Origin of the sequence: Rhodococcus sp. FH8, assembly GCF_019266085.1 — a bacterium.
GTDB classification, from domain to species: Bacteria; Actinomycetota; Actinomycetes; order Mycobacteriales; family Mycobacteriaceae; genus Rhodococcus_F; species Rhodococcus_F qingshengii.
The window spans coordinates 467,770-487,896 of sequence record NZ_LPNQ01000065.1; the positions used below are offsets into that span (position 1 = coordinate 467,770).

The 20,127-nt window shown below is 63.0% G+C and carries 23 protein-coding genes; 21 read left to right on the forward strand and 2 right to left on the reverse strand.

Going from position 1 to position 20,127, the window contains the following annotated elements; genetic code table 11:
• Positions 1-32 precede the first annotated feature (32 nt).
• The gene (locus ATN38_RS16565) at positions 33-1,166 is read left to right on the forward strand and encodes an NAD-dependent epimerase/dehydratase family protein (protein WP_003941967.1); all 1,134 of its coding nucleotides are present in this window, start codon (positions 33-35) and stop codon (positions 1,164-1,166) included.
• Positions 1,163-2,200 (forward strand): lysophospholipid acyltransferase family protein, encoded by a 1,038-nt coding sequence (locus ATN38_RS16570; protein WP_042923247.1) that lies wholly within the window; start codon positions 1,163-1,165, stop codon positions 2,198-2,200. Before ATN38_RS16565 ends, ATN38_RS16570 begins: the two co-directional genes overlap by 4 nt.
• Positions 2,201-2,239: 39 nt before the next feature.
• Here the strand turns inward: ATN38_RS16570 and ATN38_RS16575 are convergent, their stop codons facing one another.
• The gene (locus ATN38_RS16575; protein WP_020968932.1) at positions 2,240-3,235 is read right to left on the reverse strand and encodes an HAD family phosphatase; all 996 of its coding nucleotides are present in this window, start codon (positions 3,233-3,235) and stop codon (positions 2,240-2,242) included.
• 200 nt (positions 3,236-3,435) lie between these two features.
• Between ATN38_RS16575 and ATN38_RS16580 the strand changes: the two genes are divergently transcribed.
• The 12 genes from ATN38_RS16580 to ATN38_RS16635 all read left to right on the forward strand — a co-directional run bounded on the left by ATN38_RS16580 (position 3,436) and on the right by ATN38_RS16635 (position 12,189).
• Positions 3,436-3,696 (forward strand): glutaredoxin family protein, encoded by a 261-nt coding sequence (locus tag ATN38_RS16580; RefSeq protein ID WP_003941953.1) that lies wholly within the window; start codon positions 3,436-3,438, stop codon positions 3,694-3,696.
• 140 nt (positions 3,697-3,836) lie between these two features.
• Positions 3,837-4,724, forward strand: a complete 888-nt coding sequence (locus ATN38_RS16585; protein ID WP_042923244.1) for a redox-sensing transcriptional repressor Rex — start codon at positions 3,837-3,839, stop codon at positions 4,722-4,724.
• Positions 4,721-6,082 (forward strand): glutamyl-tRNA reductase, encoded by a 1,362-nt coding sequence (locus tag ATN38_RS16590; RefSeq protein WP_003941867.1) that lies wholly within the window; start codon positions 4,721-4,723, stop codon positions 6,080-6,082. The genes ATN38_RS16585 and ATN38_RS16590 overlap by 4 nt, the downstream gene beginning before the upstream one ends.
• A complete protein-coding gene (gene hemC, locus ATN38_RS16595; protein WP_007735311.1) occupies positions 6,079-7,053 on the forward strand; it encodes a hydroxymethylbilane synthase in 975 nt (324 codons plus the stop codon). Before ATN38_RS16590 ends, hemC begins: the two co-directional genes overlap by 4 nt.
• Before the next feature lie 60 nt (positions 7,054-7,113).
• On the forward strand, positions 7,114-8,676 hold the full coding sequence (locus tag ATN38_RS16600) for a bifunctional uroporphyrinogen-III C-methyltransferase/uroporphyrinogen-III synthase (RefSeq protein WP_003941969.1): 1,563 nt from the start codon (positions 7,114-7,116) through the stop codon (positions 8,674-8,676).
• 75 nt (positions 8,677-8,751) lie between these two features.
• Complete coding sequence (gene hemB, locus ATN38_RS16605; RefSeq protein WP_007735309.1) at positions 8,752-9,726, forward strand: porphobilinogen synthase; 975 nt, start codon at positions 8,752-8,754, stop codon at positions 9,724-9,726.
• 49 nt (positions 9,727-9,775) lie between these two features.
• Positions 9,776-10,441, forward strand: coding sequence for a hypothetical protein (locus ATN38_RS16610; RefSeq protein ID WP_218748260.1), 666 nt, complete (start codon positions 9,776-9,778; stop codon positions 10,439-10,441).
• Positions 10,442-10,494: 53 nt separating this feature from the next.
• Complete coding sequence (locus ATN38_RS16615) at positions 10,495-10,650, forward strand: hypothetical protein (protein WP_003941930.1); 156 nt, start codon at positions 10,495-10,497, stop codon at positions 10,648-10,650.
• Positions 10,651-10,665: 15 nt separating this feature from the next.
• Complete coding sequence (locus ATN38_RS16620; protein ID WP_218748261.1) at positions 10,666-11,103, forward strand: hypothetical protein; 438 nt, start codon at positions 10,666-10,668, stop codon at positions 11,101-11,103.
• On the forward strand, positions 11,096-11,611 hold the full coding sequence (locus ATN38_RS16625; RefSeq protein ID WP_058038150.1) for a hypothetical protein: 516 nt from the start codon (positions 11,096-11,098) through the stop codon (positions 11,609-11,611). Before ATN38_RS16620 ends, ATN38_RS16625 begins: the two co-directional genes overlap by 8 nt.
• On the forward strand, positions 11,604-11,876 hold the full coding sequence (locus ATN38_RS16630; RefSeq protein ID WP_051649637.1) for a hypothetical protein: 273 nt from the start codon (positions 11,604-11,606) through the stop codon (positions 11,874-11,876). Before ATN38_RS16625 ends, ATN38_RS16630 begins: the two co-directional genes overlap by 8 nt.
• Before the next feature lie 31 nt (positions 11,877-11,907).
• Positions 11,908-12,189, forward strand: a complete 282-nt coding sequence (locus ATN38_RS16635; RefSeq protein ID WP_003942012.1) for a metal-sensitive transcriptional regulator — start codon at positions 11,908-11,910, stop codon at positions 12,187-12,189.
• Between the two features lie 12 nt (positions 12,190-12,201).
• Here the strand turns inward: ATN38_RS16635 and ATN38_RS16640 are convergent, their stop codons facing one another.
• The gene (locus tag ATN38_RS16640; RefSeq protein WP_003942004.1) at positions 12,202-12,813 is read right to left on the reverse strand and encodes a TetR/AcrR family transcriptional regulator; all 612 of its coding nucleotides are present in this window, start codon (positions 12,811-12,813) and stop codon (positions 12,202-12,204) included.
• Between the two features lie 254 nt (positions 12,814-13,067).
• Between ATN38_RS16640 and ATN38_RS16645 the strand changes: the two genes are divergently transcribed.
• From ATN38_RS16645 to ATN38_RS16675, 7 genes are all read left to right on the forward strand, one after another.
• On the forward strand, positions 13,068-13,814 hold the full coding sequence (locus ATN38_RS16645; protein WP_116057026.1) for a 3'(2'),5'-bisphosphate nucleotidase CysQ: 747 nt from the start codon (positions 13,068-13,070) through the stop codon (positions 13,812-13,814).
• On the forward strand, positions 13,811-14,716 hold the full coding sequence (cysD, locus tag ATN38_RS16650; RefSeq protein WP_042453017.1) for a sulfate adenylyltransferase subunit CysD: 906 nt from the start codon (positions 13,811-13,813) through the stop codon (positions 14,714-14,716). The genes ATN38_RS16645 and cysD overlap by 4 nt, the downstream gene beginning before the upstream one ends.
• The gene (cysN, locus tag ATN38_RS16655) at positions 14,716-16,617 is read left to right on the forward strand and encodes a sulfate adenylyltransferase subunit CysN (RefSeq protein WP_007735300.1); all 1,902 of its coding nucleotides are present in this window, start codon (positions 14,716-14,718) and stop codon (positions 16,615-16,617) included. Before cysD ends, cysN begins: the two co-directional genes overlap by 1 nt.
• Before the next feature lie 24 nt (positions 16,618-16,641).
• Positions 16,642-17,001, forward strand: coding sequence for a nuclear transport factor 2 family protein (locus ATN38_RS16660; protein ID WP_003942015.1), 360 nt, complete (start codon positions 16,642-16,644; stop codon positions 16,999-17,001).
• Complete coding sequence (locus ATN38_RS16665; protein WP_064113990.1) at positions 16,995-17,786, forward strand: SDR family oxidoreductase; 792 nt, start codon at positions 16,995-16,997, stop codon at positions 17,784-17,786. Before ATN38_RS16660 ends, ATN38_RS16665 begins: the two co-directional genes overlap by 7 nt.
• Before the next feature lie 22 nt (positions 17,787-17,808).
• Positions 17,809-18,954: a sulfotransferase gene (locus tag ATN38_RS16670; RefSeq protein WP_064443319.1), complete on the forward strand. Its 1,146-nt coding sequence runs from the start codon at positions 17,809-17,811 to the stop codon at positions 18,952-18,954.
• Positions 18,955-19,042: 88 nt separating this feature from the next.
• Positions 19,043-20,104 carry a DUF1214 domain-containing protein gene (locus ATN38_RS16675; protein ID WP_218748262.1) on the forward strand — a complete coding sequence of 354 codons (1,062 nt, stop codon included), beginning with the start codon at positions 19,043-19,045 and terminating at the stop codon, positions 20,102-20,104.
• Positions 20,105-20,127 lie beyond the last annotated feature (23 nt).

The window sequence follows — 20,127 nt, forward strand, 5'->3', positions numbered from 1 at the left end:
GAGCGCGTTTCTACTGGATATGGGGGTACTTGGTGGTTGAAGGTGACAACACTTCAGGGGGCACGACGCCTCGCGTCGTACTGGTGACCGGGGCGAGCAGATTTCTCGGCGGCTACCTGGTGACCAGGCTTGCGCAGAATCCGTCGATCGAGCGTGTCATCGCCGTCGACGCCGTCAGTCCGAGCAAGGACATGATGCGCAGAATGGGCCGCGCGGAATTCGTGCGAGCAGACATCCGCAATCCGCTGATCGGCAAAGTGATCCGAAACGCCGAGGTCGACACCGTCGTGCACGCGTCGACGCTTCAGAAAGCCCCCAAAGCCGGCAGCCGCGCCGCGATGAAGGACATGAACGTCATCGGCGCCATGCAACTGTTCGCGGTCTGCCAGAAAGCTCCGACGGTTCGCAAGGTGGTCCTGCGCTCGGCTTCGGTCGTCTACGGGTGCAGTGCCAAGGATCCCGCTCAGTTCACCGAAGAAATGAGTGCGCGCCGCCGGCCGCCGGGCGGATATGCCCGCGACAGCCTCGAGATCGAGGGATACCTCCGCGGGATGGGGCGTCGGCGCCCGGACATTTCGGTCGGGATTCTGCGGTTGGCGCCGTTGATCGGACCTCAGCTGACTGCAACCGTCGGGCACTACGTCACCGCCCCACTCGTGCCCACCATCGTCGGGCGCAACGCGCGCCTGCAATTGCTCCACGTCGAGGATGCCCTCGCGGCGCTGGAGAAGGCGACCATCGGACACGCTTCGGGTACGTACAACATCGCCGGCGACGGAGTGGTCATGATGTCGCAGGCGATCCGCCGGGCAGGCAGGGTGGAAGTTCCCATGCCGCTCGCTCTGTTCCGCAGCGTCGGGAGCGCGTTGGTGGGGTCGTCCATGAGGCTGTACACCGACGAGCAACTCGAGTACTTCCGGTTCGGCTGCGGACTCGACACCACTCGCATGCGCAGCGAGCTGGGGTTCGAGCCGCGATGGACCACCATGCAAGCACTCGACGATTTCATGCGTGCGATGCAGACGCGCCGGATCATCAAGTCCGAGTGGATCGATCGGGCGGAGAATGCGTTGACCACCATCCTCGGCGGTGACACCGCCGCGGCGGCAACAAGTGCAGACGTGATGCACATGCCGCTGTCGGGACGAAGTGCGGTGAAGGGGTGACTGACGTGGCGAAGGTAATTCCCCTGCGGCCCAGCGCAACTCACACCGGAAAGTCGGCAACTTCCCGTTCGCGTGAGTCCGTCACCGGTGCAGAGCGTGACATCCGTGAACAAAGTGAGCGCCGGCATCCGTCCGGAGTGTCCTCGGCGGCCGACCACGGCGGTGAGAGCACGTTCGTCGATTCGGCCAGGTCGGCGATCGTCGACCAGATCGCCTCGGCAGCAGAATTCTTCCGACGTCGGGTGTCGGGCGACTACGAGGTCGACGAGTTCGGGTTCGACCCGCATTTCGCGGACAACGTCGTCATGCCGATGTTGCGCCCGCTGTTCGAGAAGTGGTTTCGCGTCGAGGTCAGTGGGATCGAGAACATTCCCCTCACCGGGGGAGCGCTTGTGGTCGCCAACCACGCCGGTGTGATCCCGATCGACGGACTGATGACGTCGGTTGCCGTGCACGATCACCATCCAGCGCATCGTCCACTGCGAATGTTGGCTGCGGACATGGCATTCGAGATGCCGGTGGTGGGTGGACTGGCGCGCAAAGCCGGTCATACGTTGGCCTGCAACCCCGACGCCGAGCGTCTGCTCAACGACGGTGAAGTCGCGGCCGTGTTCCCGGAGGGATTCAAGGGCATCGGGAAACCGTTCAGTGAGCGGTACAAGTTGCAGCGGTTCGGGCGCGGTGGCTTCGTGTCGGCCGCAATGCGAACCGGTGTTCCGATCATTCCGTGCTCGATCGTGGGTTCGGAGGAGATCTATCCCAAAATCGGTGATCTCACCACACTCGCACGCGTTCTCGGTCTTCCGTATTTCCCGGTGACACCGCTGTTTCCGCACTTCGGGCCGCTCGGCCTGGTTCCGTTGCCGTCGAAGTGGTACATCGAGTTCGGAAAGCCCATCGTCACCGATACCTTCGAGAGCGGTGCCGCCGACGATCCGATGGTCCTGTTCGAGGTCACGGACCACGTCCGAGAAACGATTCAGCAGACGCTGTATCGACTGTTGGCCAAGCGTCGCAACGTCTTTCTCGGCTGAGTTCGGTCCGGATCGCTGCTCGATCCGGACCGAACCCGCTCAGGCGTTCTGTTCTTTGCGCCTGGCGAGAATTGCCGCGAGCGCCCCGCCGACCGCTCCGAGCACCAGCGCCGTCGGTACGCCGATCTTGGCGGCCTTTCGTCCGGTGCGGAAATCGCGAACTTCCCACCCGCGGTTCTTCGCGAGTTCACGAAGATCTGCGTCGGGATTGATCGCCACCGGTGTCCCCACCAACGAGAGCATCGGAACGTCGTTGTGGCTGTCGGAGTAGGCGGAACAGCGCTTGAGATTGAGTCCTTCACGCACCGCCAACGTCCGTACGGCGTGCGCCTTGCCCATGCCGTGCAGGATGTCGCCGACGAGTCGGCCGGTGAAGACGCCGTCCTCACTCTCGGCGACAGTGCCCAAGGCGCCGGTCAATCCCAGTTTCTCGGCGATGACCTGAGCCAGTTCGACCGGAGTTGCCGTCACCAACCACACCTGTTGTCCGGCGTCGAGGTGCATCTGGGCCAACGCCCTCGTGCCTGGCCAGATCTTGTCGGCGATGACCTCGTCGTAGATCTCCTCGCCGAGGCGGGCGAGTTCGGCGGTGGATCGACCGGCCACGAAGGACAGTGCTTTCTCGCGGCCTTCGGCGACGTCGTCGCTACTTTCTCGGCCGGTGACTCGGAACTTGATCTGCTTCCACGCGAAATCCACCAGATCCGAGGTCTTGAGATACTTTCGTGCAGCGAGACCACGGGCGAAGTGGATGATCGACGCACCCTGCACCATGGTGTTGTCGACGTCGAAGAATGCGGCGGCCGTGAGGTCGCGCGGAACGGCCGGGGGCTCTTCGCCGGTTTCCGGTTCTGTGGGGTTGGCAGCTTCGTGCAATGCCAGAGCTGCGTCAGCGCTCGCCTCGCCGGCGAGATTGGCTCGAACTTCCGACTCACTCGGGCCCAGCGGATTTTTCACATGGCGACGTCCGGGGAGAATGACCCCGGCAAGCCCTGATCCGAATCCGGAGCCGTTCGGTAGTGATCGCGCAGGCACCCGCACCTCCCGTGTTGCATTCTCGAGCAGAGAACTCTTCGAGTCAGCCTATCCTCCGCGATGAGGCCCGATGGGTTGGATGGTGACCTTCCCTGTGGTGTGTGACGTTCCTCTCCGCCGATTTGGTACCGAGTGGGGCTCCGGAGGCACACTCGACCGATCAAGTAGATGGCGTCCCCGTAGAAGAAAGGTATGCGTCGATGACTGCAGCTACGCATGAAGTGACCCTGTTGACACGCGCAGGATGCGCGTCCTGCGTCGGCGCGGCGGAGGTCCTGCGACGGGTCTGTTCCGAGTTCGAGCTGGAATTGACGTGCATCGACGTGGACGAAGCTGCCGCGACGGATCCAGAGCTGAGAGCGGAGTACGGAGACAGATTGCCCGTCATTCTTCTCGACGGACGCGAGCACGGTTACTGGGAAGTCGACGAGGAGCGCCTTCGTGACGATTTACGCAAGTAAGGCAACCCTCAAAGTTGTCCGCGGAGCCGCTTTGCAGGTGAACGGCACATCGAACCCGTCTCGAGCAACTTTGTGCATGGGTTCACAAGCGGTTACCGTGGTGTGAACATTCCCCCGGAGCATCGTGGAGGTCGACAGTCGTGTCGACCGGACGAGGAGCCAGCGACGTGACCGAACCGCACCAGACGCATGAGCCTGTGGCTCAGCGCGTCACCGGCGCTGCGGGCTCTTCCGTCACCGACGCTGCCAGCGCCTCGGTTACCGACCCGATCGCTCAGGATCGCGTCATCCCCCAGGCTACGGTGACGCGCTTGGCCGCATACCTGCGGGTCCTCGGAGTGATGTCCGACCGGGGTACCTCCATCGTCTCGAGCGAGGAACTCGCGCAGGCGTCAGGTGTCGGATCAGCGAAGTTGCGTAAGGATCTGTCGTTCCTCGGACCCAACGGTGTCCGCGGCGTCGGGTACGACGTCAACAGGCTCCGCATCCGCATCGAGCGTGCACTCGGACTCGATCGTGGGCACAAGGTCGTTCTCGTCGGAGTCGGAAACCTCGGCAAGGCGCTGGTCGGCTACGGCGGATTCAGCCGCCGCGGTTTCGAGATGGTCGGACTCTTCGACAGTGATGCAGATCGAATCGGAAGCAGAGTCGGGGATCTCGTCGTGCGCAGCACCGAGGAACTGACCGTCGCCTGCCGTGAACTGAATGCGACCATCGGCGTCATCTCCACACCGGACGAGGCAGCTCAGGGCGTGTGCGACCAGTTCGTCAGCGCCGGGCTGCGCTGCATCATGAGTTTTTCGCCGATCGCCCTCGACGTTCCCGATCACGTGGAACTGCGACGTGTAGATCTAGCCGTCGAGATGCAGGTTCTCTCCTTCAACAGTGCGCGCAATGCCGATCAGGCATCCAGCGCGCCGCGAGTACGAGTGGCTCACGCCGCATCCGCTTCGTCAGTCCCATCCACCAGTTCACCCGCTCCGGTCGGAGCAGGTTCGACAAGAAACGGATCAGTGATCGCGCCGTGAGTGTTCTGCTTGTCGGGGTCTCGCATCGAACCGCGCCCGTCCCGGTGCTCGAGCGAGTAGCTGTCACCGACACCGATCGTCCGAAGCTGATCGACAAGCTTCTGGCGTCTTCGCACATCTCCGAAGCGATGATCGTCTCCACCTGTAACCGGGTGGAGGTCTACGCGGTGGTGGACGCGTTCCACGGTGCACTCACCGAGGTCGGTGAAATCCTGGCCGACCATTCGGGTCTCGACCTGACAGCGCTGCACGCTCACGCGTACGTCCGCTACAGCGAAGCAGCCGTCGAGCACCTCTTCGCGGTGGCCAGCGGCCTCGATTCCATGGTGATCGGCGAACAGCAGATCCTCGGCCAGATCCGTTCGGCCTACGCATCTTCGGATGCGCAGCAGGCCGCCGGACGCGTCGTCCACGAACTGGCTCAGCAGGCACTGCGCGTCGGCAAGCGAGTGCATTCCGAAACCGGAATCGACTCCGCCGGAGCATCAGTCGTGTCCGTGGCTCTCGATCGTGCAGCGGGCATCATCGGTGAGGGCGGCCTGGTCGGCCGCACTGCCGTGGTTGTCGGTGCAGGCTCGATGGGCGGTCTGTCGGTTGCGCATCTCACCCGCGCCGGAATCGCACGCATCGTCGTCGTCAACCGGACACAGGAACGCGCCGAGCACCTGGCAGAGACGGCACGCTCCAACGGCGTCGACGCCGACGGTGTTGCCTTCGATCAGCTTTCGGCCGCGATGGCGCAGGCAGATGTCATGGTGACCTGTACCGGCGCGGTCGGGGCAGTGGTCACCCTGGCGGATGTGCACCGCGCACTCGCCGAGCCCGATCGCGACAACACCAAGCACCTCGTCATCTGCGACCTCGGGCTGCCGCGCGACATCGATCCCGCCGTCGCCGGCCTGCCGGGTGTGACCGTTCTCGACATGGAGACGCTGCAGCGTGATCCAGCGGCAGGCGCCGCCGCTTCCGACGCAGATGCCGCACGCACCATCGTTGCCGGTGAGCTTGCGACGTACCTCGCGGGACAGCGTCTCGCCGAGGTCACTCCGACCGTCACGGCTTTGCGTCAGCGCGCCGCCGACGTCGTCGAAGCCGAACTGATGCGGCTCGATTCGCGTCTGCCCGGCCTGGACGATCCGCAGCGCGACGAGGTTGCGCGCACCGTGCGCCGCGTCGTGGACAAGCTTCTCCACGCCCCGACCGTGCGCGTCAAGCAACTGGCGTCGGCCCCCGGCGGCGACTCCTACGCAGCAGCGCTGCGCGAACTCTTCGAACTCAGCCCCGGATCTCCCGCGGCCGTGGCCACACCCACCGATCTGGTGGACGGCGACCGCACTGGAAGGGACCTGCAGGCATGAGCGTCACCACCCCTCGATCGGGGAGCCCGCTGCGGATCGGCACTCGCGGAAGTCTTCTCGCGACCACGCAAGCCGGTACCGTGCGCGATGCCCTCATTGCGGCCGGACATCCCGCCGAGTTGGTCATCATCAAGACCAAGGGTGACCAGTCCACCGATCCCGTCCAGAAGATCGGCGTCGGAGTGTTCACGGCAGAGCTTCGAGAAGCCTTGCTGGACAACCGCGTCGACGTTGCGGTGCATTCCTACAAGGACTTACCGACCGCGCAGGACCCGCGTTTCGTCATCGCGGCGATTCCGCCACGCGAAGATCCGCGTGACGCGCTCGTCGCCCGTGACGGTCTGGTCCTCGGGGAGCTCCCGGCCGGTTCCAAGGTGGGAACCTCGGCGCCGCGCCGTGTTTCGCAGCTGAAGGCACTCGGTCTCGGCCTCGACATCGTGCCGTTGCGGGGCAACCTGCAGCGCCGTCTCGGCAAAGTCGAATCCGGTGAACTCGACGCCGTGATCCTCGCTCGCGCCGGCCTGTCTCGTATCGGTCTGCTCGATCTCATCACCGAGAATATCGAGCCCGTGCAGATGCTCCCTGCTCCGGCGCAGGGTGCTTTGGCCGTCGAATGCCTTTCTGCCAATGTGGAATTGGCGGCGATCCTCGCCGAGCACGACGACGCGGGTACCCGGGCGGCAGTTACTGCCGAGCGCGCCCTGCTCGCCGAGTTGGAAGCCGGCTGCACCGCTCCGGTGGGAGCGATCGCGGAGATCGTCGAATCCCTCGACGACGACGGCAGAATCTTCGACGAACTGTCGGTACGCGGCTGCGCAGCCGCCATCGACGGTTCGGACGTCATCCGTACCGGCGCAGTGGGTGCGCCGGACAAGGCCGAGGAACTCGGCCGAGCGGTAGCGCGCGAGTTACTCGAACTCGGCGCCCGAGAGTTGATGAACGTGACTACAGGCGAGGCAGCCGATGTTTGACGCCCCACTTTGCACTTGCACCAAGTTCCCATTTCGATACAGCGCACTGGAGAATCACCGATGACCCGAGTCCGAAAGAACACTCCCGGACGGATCCTGTTCGTGGGATCGGGACCGGGCGACCCCGCCCTGCTCACCGTTCGCGCACGTGACGTCCTCACCGGCGCCGCAATGGCATTCACCGATCCGGATGTCGACAAGGGCGTCGTCGCACTCGTCGGCATCGACATGGGCCGCGACGAGGAGACCGGCGAGCTGATCGCGGACGTGCGTCCGGCACTCGGCGAGCCTGCCGAGGTTGCAAAGACATTGGTGCACGAGGCCAAGAACGGCCACGACGTCGTGCGTCTGGTCTCCGGCGACCCGCTGACCACGGATTCCGTGATCGCAGAGGTCACCGCAGTCGCCCGTACGCAGGTTCAGTTCGAGGTTCTCCCGGGTCTGCCTTCCGGTTCGGCTGTGCCGAGCTACGCCGGCATGGCGCTCGGCTCGGGTCACACCGAGGCCGACGTTCGCGGTGAAGTCGACTGGGCTGCTCTGGCCGCTGCACCGGGACCGCTTGTCCTGCACGCGACGTCCGGACATCTCGCCGAGACCGCCAGCGCGCTGGTCGAGAACGGCTTGGCCCCGCAGACGCCTGCTGCGATCACCGTCCGCGGTACCACTCGTCAGCAGCGAACCGTCGAGGCAACTCTCGCGACGCTCAACGAAGCCGGATCCGAACTGGTGGGCTCGCTCATCGTCACCGTCGGCAAGGTTGTCGCGCAGCGCAACAAGATGTCGTGGTGGGAATCGCGCGCTCTGTACGGCTGGACCGTCCTCGTGCCGCGCACCAAGGATCAGGCCGGCGAGATGAGCGACCGTCTGGTCACTCACGGAGCGATCCCGATCGAGGTTCCGACCATCGCCGTCGAGCCGCCTCGCAGCCCGGCTCAGATGGAGCGTTCGGTCAAGGGACTCGTCGACGGTCGCTACCAGTGGGTCGTCTTCACTTCCACCAATGCTGTTCGCGCAGTGTGGGAGAAGTTCGAAGAGTTCGGCCTCGACGCTCGCGCCTTCTCCGGTGTGAAGATCGCCTGCATCGGTGAAGCAACCGCAGCCAAGGTGCGCTCGTTCGGCATCAACCCCGAGCTGATCCCGACCGGTGAGCAGTCCAGCGAAGGCCTGTTGGCCGAATTCGCCCCGTACGACGACGTTTTCGATCCGGTCAACCGGGTTCTGTTGCCGCGGGCGGACATTGCGACCGAAACCCTCGCAGAGGGCCTGCGCGAACGCGGTTGGGAGATCGACGACGTCACCGCCTACCGCACCGTCCGGGCAGCGCCGCCGCCGGCCGAGACCCGCGAGATGATCAAGACCGGTGGATTCGACGCCGTCTGCTTCACCTCGTCCTCGACCGTGCGCAACCTCGTCGGCATCGCCGGCAAGCCGCACGCCCGCACGTTGGTCGCGTGCATCGGCCCGAAGACGGCCGAAACCGCTATCGAGTTCGGTCTGCGCGTCGACGTGCAGCCCGAGACCTCGCAGGTGGGACCGCTGGTGGAGGCTCTCGCCGAGCATGCTGCTCGTCTGCGCGCCGAAGGTGCTTTGCCGCCCCCGCGCAAGAAGTCTCGAAGGCGCTAGCGCACCCGTGAGTGGTTGAGGAGTCTGTGGACTCCTCAACCACTCACAGGTTCCGACGAAGGAGGGCTACTTCTCGTGTTTCCCACTCATCGCCCTCGCCGGCTCCGGCGCACTCCTGCGCTCCGGCGACTCGTGGCAGAGACCTCGCTCGAACCCCGGCACCTCGTTTTGCCGATGTTCGTCGCCGACGGCATCGACGCACCGCGTGAGATCAGTTCCATGCCAGGCGTTTTCCAGCACACTCTCGATTCGCTGCGGTCCGCAGCGGTGGAAGCGGTGGAAGCCGGCGTCGGTGGCCTGATGCTGTTCGGTGTCCCGAAGGCGGAGGACAAGGATCCCCAGGGGTCCGGTGCCTCCGATCCCGACGGCATCCTCAACGTCGGATTGCGCGCTCTGGCAGACGAACTCGGCGATTCGACGGTCATCATGGCCGATACCTGCCTCGACGAGTTCACCGATCACGGCCACTGCGGCGTGTTGACTGCCGGCGGCGCTGTCGACAACGACGCGACCTTGATCCGATACGTAGAAATGGCTCTCGCGCAAGCTGAATCGGGTGCGCACCTGCTCGGCCCCAGCGGCATGATGGACGGTCAGGTGGCTGCGATCCGTGGTGCACTCGATGCTTCGGGGTATGTCGATGTCGGCCAGCTCGCCTATGCCGCGAAATATGCGTCAGCGTTCTACGGGCCGTTCCGTGAAGCCGTCGGATCCTCACTGCAAGGCGACCGTCGTACGTATCAGCAGGACGGCGCCAATCGCCGCGAGTCGATGCGCGAGGTAGACCTCGACGTCGCCGAGGGCGCCGACATGGTGATGGTCAAGCCTGCAATGTCCTACCTGGACATTCTGCGTGAGACCGCCGACCGGTCCCCGGTTCCGGTCGCTGCGTACCAGATCTCGGGGGAGTACTCGATGATCACTGCGGCCGCGCAGAACGGGTGGATCGATCGGGACGCGGCGATTCTCGAATCGCTCATCAGCATTCGCCGCGCCGGTGCCGACGTGGTCCTCACGTACTGGGCGTCGGAAGTTGCCGGATGGCTGTGACGGAGTCACGCATGGTGGCTGCGCCGGTATCGACCGATACGCTGGTGTCATGACCGAGCAGTGGCCGCCGTCGCGCCAGGAACCGCCCCGCCGGGAACCTCCCTACGAGAACCAGCCGTTCGAGAATCAGCCGTACCGCGAACTCGGACCGATGCCGACGGGTCAGATCCCGGGATACGGCCCCGGTTACAACGGATACCCGGGACCTGCGCCGAAACCCGAGCCGCCGACGGACGTCGTGACTGCGATTCAGTTGTGGTGGGCTGTGACGGCGCTGGGGTTGGTCCAGGGCGGCGCGATGATCTGGATGCTGCTCGGGCAGAAGTCGATGTTCGTCGACGAGATGCTCAGAAATCAGGCAGCTGTCGACGCCGGTCTGACGCGTTCCGACGTGGAGGGCATGTTCCCACTGGTCATCGTATTCTCTGCGGTTTTGGTCGTGATCGTCACCGCCGTGTTCCTTCTGTTCGTGCGCGCGATGAGTCGCGGCAAGAACTGGGCTCGAATGTTGCTGACGTTCTGTGGCGTCTTCATGCTGGTCTCCGCGATCCCGGTGATCTTCGGGCTCGGCGGAGACGGCGGCGCGGCCACTCTGCTGTTCGGCGGAGCGGAAATCCTGCAGGCAGTTGCTGCTGTCGGGGCGATCGTGATGATGCACCGAAAAGAGTCCAATCCGTACTTTCTTCGTTTCCCCCGGCGGGGAACCGGTAGGTAGCTCGGGGTACTGTGAAACGGGTCACTGAAGTAGTAGGGGAGAGGTCGGACGCGATGAGTTCTCAGGAAGCCCTGCGTACGGAAAGCACCCACGACGCGCCACTGCGCCAACGTGGTTCACGCACCGAAGTGATCTTGTTCGCGATCCTCGGAGCCTCTGTTCTGGTGACACTCCTGATGCTCATGATTCCGGGCATCGTCAGCGGATAGCGCACACTTGAACCCGTGAGTATCTCTACGAAGGTCAGGCGCCCGACGGCTGTCGAGGCAGCATTCTGGCTGTGGATCGCCAGCGCGTTCCTGCTCATACTCTTCGGCCTGATCAATGTCACCAGCGCTTCGTATTCGTTGCGTGAGCAGTTCACCGATCAAGGCGTTTCGGCCGGAAGCATCGACATCTACGTCACCTTCGTGCGGGTGTCAGGGCTGGTTCTGCTGTTGACCGGCCTCGCGATCGGCGGCCTCGCCGGTCCCACTCGCGCCGGAAGGGCGCTGTGCCGACGGATCCTGGTGATCGTGTCCGGAGTGTTCGCGGTGCTGCAGATCGCGCTGGTCGTGGCCGGGATAAGTACCGTGCTCGCGCTGGTTGTTCCCGTCATGCTGATCTGTGCCTGCGTCGCGATCTACCGCGACACCACCCGAAGTTGGTTTGCCCGTGGCTGATCGCGCGCCGGAAATCGGCCCGGACGTTCTGTACTACGAACCGGGTTCTCGGTGGTGGGCCGTCGCGTTCGGTCCGATCTTCTGCCTGATCGCCTTGGTCATCGAGCTGTTCACCGGCCCGGTGGTGCATTGGTTCGGTCTGGCGATGTTCGCCGTGATCCTCACCGGATTGGTCTACGTGCAGGTGATCGCAGCACGGCGGCACGCGAGCGTACTTCTGACGGCGACCACGTTGCGTCAGGGAACCGAAGAGGTGCCGATCACCGAGATCGCCGAGGTGTTCCCGGAGTCCGACGACGCTGCCTACGAGGACGAAATGGAACCGTGGGAAACGGCACGCGCGCTCGGTGAGCTGTCCGGAGTGCCCAGGCGTCGGCACGGTATCGGCTTACGTTTGACCACCGGGGGATTGGTGCGGGCGTGGGCAAAGGACGATCAGGCACTTCGCGAGGCGTTGAGTCAGGTCGTTGTGGTTGGTGTCGAACCGGACGGGTCTGCCGATGACTGAGCCACCGCCATCCCCGCGTGTCGACGTGAAGACGTGGATCGGTGTACTCGGTATCGTCGCCGCAACGATTCTGGCGGTCGTGTGCTGGCGAGCGGGTACGACGACGTCCGACTTCGGACCGATACTGGAGGGCGCTCCACCGTTCGAGAGCACGCACTACGACGGTCTCTGGATCTCGGGCGCCGGGTTGTCGATTCTGGTTGCGGGGCTGATGGCCATCGATGTCGTGCGCCGCGTCCGGGTGGGCTTCGTCGCATCGCAGTAGCCCTCATACGGGTAGGGGGTATAGTTGCGGTATGAGTAGTTACAGCCCCGAGCAGGACGATCTGCTCAAGCGCCTTCGTCGTATCGAAGGTCAGGTAGCCGGAATTTCACGCATGGTCGCAGACGACCGGTACTGCATCGACGTGCTCACCCAGGTATCCGCCGCGACGAGCGCGTTGCAGTCCGTGTCCCTGAAGCTTCTCGACGCCCACCTTGCGGGTTGCGTCGTCGAAGCTGCCAAGCAGGGTGGTCCGGAAGCGGACGTCAAGATCAAGGAAGCTCAGGCGGCCATCGCTCGCCTCGTTCGTTCGTAAGGTGTCGGTCCGTCACTCCGTGATGGACCGCGCGAGCGCCCGGGCGGAGAAGCTCACGAAGTACTCGGGTGTGACTTCTTTGGCGATGTTGATGACGATGGTGTCCGACAGGCCTTTGAGTCCGGAGAGCACGAGATGGATCAACGCGGGGTCGTCGATCAACCGGCTCCCTTCGGCTGCAGCAGATTCGGTGAGCGCTCGAATCAATGCCGAGTTGTAGACCGCTACGGATGCGTGAAGTTCCCGCATGCTTTCTCGGTCGGACCCGGCCATGCCTTCGATGTCGCGCCAAGTGGTGGTGAGTCGACCCACCCGTGCCCAGTGCCGAGCAAACTCGGAAATCATGGACTCGAGTAAGGCGCTCAGTCCCTGCTCGCGGGGGAGCGAGTTCACGAAGTCCGCCATTTCCAGCTGACTTTCGCTGAGGAGGGCGGCGAAGATGTCCTGCTTGTCGACGAAGTACTGGTAGATCAGGCCAGTGCTGGTGCCGGCTCGTTTGGCGACAGCGCGGATCGTGAGCGCGGAGTAGCCTCCTTCGTCCAGAAGCGAGATCGCCGCGTCGAGAGTTCGGCGTCGACGCACTTCGGCGTCGCCGTAGATCGACTTGCTGCTGGTACTGCTCATTTGATCACCGTAGTCGCGGTGGTCGGCATCCTCAATTCACATCGAACACTGTTCGTTGTCGAACGCCGCCCAGAATTCGATGTGACTCAGATCATAGAATGAACATTGTTCGAAATAGAATGAACATCGTTCATTCTGGTGTTACGGTATGGCGCAGACCACATCGAGGCCAGTGCAAAGCGCTGGACACTCTGCGGTCTGCCTGACCTTTCTTCCCGTATCGATCGGGAGGTCTACACAGTTGTGGAGTACCTATGACACGCACTAACGATGAACGCGCGGCGATCGACATCGCCGCTGCGGCTGGAGAACTTCTGCTCGACCATCGGAAATCCCTCGGCGAAAACGACGGTGATGTCGCGACTTTCAAGAACGCGGCCGATCGGCTCAGTCACGAATTCATCGTCGCCGAACTTGCCCGACGCTTTCCTGCGGATGCAGTGCTGTCGGAGGAAGGGGCTGACGAACTCGCGAGGCTGGCTGCGGATCGGGTGTGGATCGTCGACCCTCTCGACGGCACCCGTGAGTACGGCGAGGCCGGACGATCGGACTGGGCCGTTCATGTTGCGCTGACCGAAAACGGTGTCCTCACAACCGGTGCGGTCGCAATGCCTGCCCTTGGCGTCACCTATTCGAGCAGCGATGATCGGACCGAACGGGATGCCGCAACGCCGGTTCGAGTCGTCGTATCGCGGACGCGTCGTCCGGAACCGGTCATGCGCATGGCCGACTCGATGGGCGCGGAGTTGATCGAAATGGGATCCGCCGGAGCCAAAGCAATGGCGGTCGTCTCGGGTGAGGCAGACATCTACGCACATGCGGGCGGACAGTACGAATGGGATTCGGCGGCGCCCGCTGCTGTCGCACGTGCTGCGGGACTGCATGTTTCGCGTATCGATGGCAGCGAACTGCGCTACAACCAGGAAAACCCGTGGTTGCCGGATCTGCTGATCTGCCGACCCGAACTCGCCCCGAAAGCACTGGAGGAACTGGGCCGATGACCGCGACACTGACGCACCTCGAACGACTCGAAGCCGAGAGCATTCACATCATGCGTGAAGCTGTTGCCCAGAGCGAGAACCCGGTGATGTTGTACTCGGTGGGCAAGGACTCCGCCGTGATGCTGCATCTGGCGCGCAAGGCCTTCTATCCGTCGAAGCTGCCGTTTCCGCTTCTGCACGTCGATACCACGTGGAAGTTCCGTGAAATGTACAAACTTCGTGACAGTACCGCTGCTGCAGGCGATCTCGATCTGATCGTCCACACCAACCCGGACTGCGTGAAGCAGGGGATCAACCCGTTCACTCACGGCAGCGCTGTCCATACCGACATGTGGAAAACCGAAGGCCTCAAACAAGCCCTCGATCACTACAAGTTCGACGCTGCATTCGGCGGCGCCCGCCGTGACGAAGAAAAATCCCGCGCCAAGGAACGCATCTTCTCGATCCGATCAGCTGCGCACCGTTGGGATCCCAAGCGGCAGCGACCGGAACTGTGGCGGATGTACAACGTCCGCAAAGCGCCGGGCGAGAGCCTGCGCGTCTTCCCTCTCTCGAACTGGACCGAGCTGGATGTGTGGGAATACATACGCCAGGAGGAGATTCCGATCGTTCCGCTGTATTTCGCCGACAAGCGGCCCGTCGTCGAGCGGGACGGTGCGCTGATCATGGTCGACGACGACCGGATGCCGTTACTGCCGGGAGAGACCCCGGAACTCAAGAGCGTTCGTTTCCGCACCCTCGGCTGCTACCCGCTGACCGGAGCCGTCGAATCGACCGCAACGAGCCTGACCGAGATCATCTCGGAAATGTTGCTCACCACCACTTCCGAACGCCAGGGACGGGTCATCGACCACGACTCCAGCGCGTCGATGGAAAAGAAGAAGCAAGAGGGGTACTTCTGATGACTGTTTCCTCGGATCTGATCGCTGACGACATCGAGGCGTACCTCGAACGTCATGCGAACAAGAGCATGCTGCGATTCATCACGTGCGGCAGCGTCGACGACGGCAAGAGCACCTTGATCGGCCGTCTGCTCTACGAATCGAAACTCGTCTTCGACGACCAGTTGACGGCGCTCGAAGCCGATTCGCGCAAGAGCGGAACCCAGGGGGAGGGGCTCGATTTCGCGCTCCTGGTCGACGGTCTCGCCGCCGAACGTGAGCAGGGCATCACGATCGACGTCGCCTATCGCTACTTCACGACCGAGCGACGCAAGTTCGTCGTCGCCGATACTCCGGGGCACGAGCAGTACACCCGAAACATGGTGACGGGCGCGTCGACCGCCGATCTTGCTGTGATCCTTGTCGATTCCCGCAAGGGGATACTGACTCAGACCCGCCGGCACTCGTATCTGGTGTCGTTGCTGGGGATCAAGCACGTGGTGCTTGCCGTGAACAAACTCGACCTCGTCGACTACTCGCAAGAGGTCTTCGATGCCATTACCGCGGATTATGCAGAGTTCGCTCACGAGATCGGTCTGGACGGGTTCGTCGCCATCCCGATGTCGGCATACATGGGTGACAATCTCACCGAGCGCAGTGCGAATACCCCGTGGTACTCCGGACCAAGCCTGATCGAGCATCTCGAAAGCGTGGACATCGACGATGCTGCCGCCGCGGCTCCGTTCCGGATGCCGGTGCAGTGGGTCAACCGGCCGGACCTCGACTTCCGCGGATTCTCCGGCCAGATCGTTTCCGGCACCGTATCTCCCGGAGATCCCATCCGCGTGCTCCCCAGTGGAAAGACGTCCACAGTCGAGCGCATCGTGACCATGGGTGGCGACCTCGACGTTGCCGGTGCGGGCCGCTCGGTCACCATCACGCTCGCCGACGAGATCGACATCAGTCGCGGTGATGTGCTGTCCATCGGCGACAATCCGCCGGCCGTAGCCGATCAGTTCGAGGCCTGCATCGTCTGGATGGGTGAGGCTCCCATGCTGCCCGAACGGCCGTTCCTGTGCCAGATCGGTACCGTCACAGTCACTGCGCGCATCACCAAACCGAAACACAAGATCAACGTCAACACTCTCGAGAAGACCGCAACGACTACTCTCGCGCTCAACGAAATCGGTGTCTGCAACCTCAGTTTCGATCGACCGGTCCCGTTCGACCCGTACGTCGGCAACCGTGACACCGGTAGCTTCATCCTCATCGACCGCCTTACCAACGGCACTGTCGGTGCGGGCATGATCACGCACTCGCTGCGTCGATCGGACAACATTCACTGGCAATCCGTCGACGTCGACGAGGCCGCGCACACCAGGCTCAAGGGACACCAACCCGCAGTTCTGTGGTTCACCGGTCTCTCCGGTTCGGGAAAGTCGACCATCGCGAACGATGTCGAGCGTCAACTGCACGCACTCGGCGCGCACACCTACCTCCTCGACGGAGACAACGTCCGTCACGGGCTGAATCGAGACCTCGGATTCACCGAAGCCGACCGCGTCGAGAACATCCGTCGCGTCACCGAGGTCACCCGACTGATGGCGGACGCCGGTCTGATCGTGCTCGCGTCCTTCATTTCACCGTTCGAGGCCGAGCGTCATGCCGCCCGTGAATTGATCGGCGACGAACAGTTCGTCGAAATCTTCGTCGACACCGCTCTTGCCGTCGCAGAGGAGCGAGATCCCAAGGGTCTGTACAAGAAGGCTCGACGGGGCGAGTTGGTGAACTTCACCGGAATCGATTCGCCGTACGAACCGCCGCAGAACCCTGACATTCACATCGACACCAGTGTCACGACGACCGAGGACGCTGCGATCGCGATCGTCGACCATCTCCGCGCTCGCGGAACCATTTCTTGATCCGCCTGAACACGAGGAGCATCCATGCCTGACAGGGCTGAAATAGTTTCTGCCGTAGAAGATTACGTCAAGTGTCTCGGAAGTCACGACGTCGACGGACTGGTTGCGCTGTTTGCGCCCGACGCAGTTCAACACGAACCGCTGGGGGTCCAGACCTACCGCGGCATCGACGAGATTCGCGAATTCGATACCGCGAACGCGCAGGTCGATTTCACAGTCAGCCTGCTCGGTCCGATTTCGGTGACGGGAAAGTACGCAGCCATGCAGCTTCGGGTGCAGCGCGCCGGTATCCCCGACTTCGCTGCCACCGACGTGTTCGAGTTCGACGAGAACGGCAAGATCATCTCCCTGAGTGTTGTTCTCGATCCGCAGGCGCTGTGCTGACCCATCAGGGCCTGCTGGCAGGCAAGGTCGTCGTCGTCTCGGGAGTGGGCCCGGCGCTGGGTCGTTCGATTGCGCTGCAGAGTGCGGCGGCCGGAGCGAAGGTTGTTCTGGCTGCCCGCACACCCGAGCGCTTGGAATCGGTGGCAAGGGAGATTCGAGACCGCGGCGGAATCGCGTTGGCCGTACCGACGAACCTCACCGACGTCGATTCGATCGCTTCGTTGGCGGAGACAACTGTCGCTGAGTTCGGTGCGGCGCATTGCTTGGTGAACAACGCATTTGTTCAACCCGCGCAGGTCCCGCTCCTGGACGCCGACGTGGCGTCCATCCAGTCGGGCATCGACATCAACTTGCTCGCGGCGTTGAACGTCACCAGAGAATTTGCTCCGGCATTGATCGAGTCGCACGGGTCCGTCGTGATGGTCACGTCCATGGTGTTGCGCAACCAGCTTCCCGGGTTCGGGGCCTACCGCATCATGAAATCCGGGCTCCTGGCAATGGCACGCAGTTTGTCGATCGATCTCGGTCCCAAGGGCGTTCGAGTCAATTCGGTTGCTCCCGGCTATATCTGGGCGGACTCGGTCAAGAACATGTTCGAGAAGAAGGCGGCGGAGGCAGGAGTCGACCCCAAGGTGATCTACGACGAGATCGCAGCGGGCGCCGATCTGCGCCGATTGCCGGAGCCAGATGACATCGCAAACGCTGTCGTCTTCCTCCTGTCCGATTCAGCCAGGGCCATCACAGGGCAATGTCTCGACGTCAACTGCGGTCACACGCACCACTGATCAACTCATACAAGGACTAGCCATGACACAGGATTACGACGGCATCGGTTCCATCGATGACCTGCACCAGGCTGCGCGCGAGGCGGCCGGGTACGAAAACTTCGGCAGCGAAAGCTATCTCGAAGGACTTCGAGTTCTCCTCGAGTCGTTCCAGAACGAGGCCGACCTCACTCCTCACGGCAGGGTGATCGCTCGCAAGATGATCGTCGGAGCGCTCGCGGGTCGCCTGACCAGCGAGGCCGGATTCGCGAAATATCCAGAGCACGTAGATGTTCCGATCGAACGCCCGATCTTCGTGGTCGGGTTGACCCGCACCGGCAGCACCGCGCTGCACCGCTTGCTCGGTGCCGACCCGGCGCATCAGGGCGCCGAGATGTGGCTCGCCGAGACGCCGCAGCCGCGCCCCGAGCGCGACACGTGGTCGGAGAACGAAGATTACGTTCGCTCCGACGCCTTCTACCGTGCTCGCCAGCGTAACGAGGCAGACCTGATGAAGGTTCATTTCATGGGGGCGGAGGAGGTCGAGGAATGCTGGCGGCTGCTGCAGCAGACGATGCTCTCGACCGCGTTCGAGACGGTGGCGTACGTGCCGAGTTACACCCGGTGGCTGGCGGAGCAGGACTGGACCGAAACATATGCGCGGCACAAGAAGAACCTGCAGTTGATCGGGCTGCACGACCAGGACAGACGGTGGGTGCTCAAAAGCCCGAGCCATGTCTTCGCGATCGACGAGATCATGTCGGTCTATCCGGATGCACTGTTCGTTCGGACCTTCCGGGACCCGTTGACATCGATGGCGTCCACCTTCAGCCTCGTAGAGCAGGGCGGACACGACATGTCGAGGGCCTTCGATCGTCCGGCCATCGGGCGCACGCAACTGGAGTTGTGGGCGCGAGGGAATGCGAACTTCAACAATGCCCGTAGCCGTTACAACCCCGATCAGTTCATCGACGTCGACTACAAGGACTTCATCGCCGATGCGGTCGGCACCGTCGAGAAGATCTATGCACAGTTCGCCCTGCCCTTCACAGACGACGCCCGCGCCGCGGTGGAGGCGTCGCATCAGGCCAGCCTTGCCGAGCACCGTCGTCCGTCGCATCGCTATTCGCTCGAGGATTTCGGCGTGAGCGCTGCCGACGTCGAAGCGAAGTTCGCCACCACATCCTGAAGGCCTCCGGCCCTGTGCGCCTTTTTGGTAGTGCCGACTACCAAAAAGGCGCACAGGGCGAAGCCCCAACCGAAACAAGGAGATTCACATGAATGCTGTTTGGGAAAAGTTCTGCGCAGATCTGCTCGAGGTCGGAAAGGTCCTGGAAGACGAGATCGTCCCTCAGGATCCGCTGACTCAAGCCGAGGGCGTCCGCTACCTGAGTCGGTTGCTGCGGTACGGCACGATCAACTGTGTCGAGTACACCGATCCGCGGTGGCCGCAGTTCTCGTCGGCTCCGAACCCGAACATGATGACGAAGATCGGTGCCGACAACCCGGACAACGTCTACATGCGCGCCAACATTTCCGGTAAGTACAACTACCGGATCATCGGCACCCGAGGCACCGTCCCGCTGATCACCTTCGGCTCGCGCGTAAATCGGTACCACATCGACGGCACCATGCTGCAGACCGGCGATCTGCATATCCACGACCTCGAGGTCGACGAGAACGGCCGTTTCGAGTTCATCGCGAGCGTCGACAAGCCCGACGAGGGTGCTTGGCTGCCTTTGGCGCCCGACAGCAACCTCATCTCCGTTCGGCAAACTCACCGGGATCGGCGCAACGAGGTCATCGGTGATCTGACCATCGAATGCCTGAACCCGGACGGGGAGTTCGTCCCGTTGAGTCCGGAAGAGATCGGCGAGCGCCTCACCAAGTCCGTCGGGATCGTGAAGGGGATGGCGGAGACCTTCCTGGAATGGTCGCGCAAATTCCAGCCGCACACCAACGAGATTTTCGACTGGGGACAGGACTACTTCCAGGATGCCGGCGGCGATCCGACGATCTTCTACTTCCACGGTTACTGGAAGCTCGCCGAGGACGAGGCGTGGGTCATCGAGACCGAGGTTCCGAACTGCGAGTACTTCAACTTCGTGCTGCAGAACTTCTGGGTCGAGTCCCTCGACTACAACCGCACGAACATCTACATCAACAATCACACCGCGAAGCTCAACGACGACGGCACCATGACAATCGTCGTAGCGGCGAAGGATCCGGGTTATGGCAACTGGATCGACACCGATTCGCATACCGAGGGGACATGGGCGCTGCGCTGGATCAAGGCGGACTCGCACCCGATCCCGACGTCAAAGGTAGTCAAGATCTGACACGCTGACGGAGATTGGGAACG